Annotated in this window: 1 protein-coding gene; it reads left to right on the top strand. The window is 39.5% G+C overall.

Translation table 11 applies throughout. The annotated features are described in order from the left end of the window. The coding region (locus ACYVTD_RS13185; RefSeq protein ID WP_461248197.1) for a S1 RNA-binding domain-containing protein at positions 1 to 1,189 on the top strand (1,189 nt) is incomplete at its 5' end. Positions 1,190 to 1,246: the final 57 nt, after the last annotated feature.

Here is a 1,246-nt window from a genome sequence, read left to right as displayed (position 1 = left end):
CAGACGAAAGTTCATGGAAGAAAACCTTGACAACAAACGCAACGAGTTCTTTGAAAAAGTTCCCATAGGCGCGGACGTGACGGGCGTTGTAAAAAGTTTCACCTCATTCGGCGCGTTTATCGATCTTGGCGGTTTTGACGGACTTCTTCACATTAACGACATGAGCTGGGGGCACGTTACGCGCCCTAAAGACTTTGTAAAAAAAGGTCAGGAAATAAAATTAAAAGTTATTAGAATAGACAAGCAGGAAAAAAGAATAAATCTATCGCTTAAACATTACACTGACGATCCTTGGGTTCACTTTGAAGAAAAATATCATGTTAATGATATTGTCAAAGGCAAAGTTACAAAACTTACCGACTTTGGCGCATTCATAGAACTTGAAGAAGGCATCGAAGGACTTGCGCATATTTCAGAGTTTTCCTGGTTAAAGAAAGTTCAAAAACCGCAGGACATTGTAAAAATCGGCGATGTTGTCGAGTGCATGATACTTGGTTATGATCTTCAAGCGGGTAGGGTATCGTTAGGGCTTAAACAGGTTAAAGAAAATCCATGGTTAACTATCGAAGAGAAATATCCGGTGGGAACAAGGATTAACAGAAAAGTTGTTAAAGTGACCAATGCCGGAGCGTTTGTTGAAATCGAAGAAGGCATCGACGGGTTCTTGCATTCGGACGATATGTCATGGTTAAAGAAAAGTAAAAATTCCGCTCTTACTGTAGGTCAGGAAATTGAAGTTATGATTCTATCCATAGACCCGAATAACAGAAATATTAAACTTGGCGTTAAGCAGTTATCGGAAGACCCGTGGAAAGATTTTTGCGAGAATTACAAGCCGGGTTCTCCTGTGGAGGGTGAAGTTGTTTCCATTACCGACTTTGGCATATTTATTAAAGTTCCAGGCGGCATAGAAGGACTTATTCACAAATCAAATCTTGTGGAAAATCGCGAAGATGATCCCGAAGAAGCGATAAAAAAATATAAAGTAGGAGATAAAGTCAAAGCAATTGTCCTTGAGATTCAAAGCGACAAACAAAAAGCGGCTTTTTCATTACGTGATTACCAAAAGAAAGTTCAGCGCGATGAAATGTCTCGTTATATGTCAAAAGATGATGAATCGTCAGATTCTACCTATACTCTTGGCTCCGTTTTAAAGCCTAAAAACGACGATTCAAAGGATGACGGCTAAGGAAAAAGACGGCGATGCTGTCCAAGATCGATATTGATAAATTTCATACTCTAATAG

The organism is Treponema sp. R6D11, from assembly GCF_054786075.1.
The sequence above is the reverse complement of the archived record's forward strand: the minus strand, read 5'-3'. Positions and strand labels throughout refer to the sequence as shown.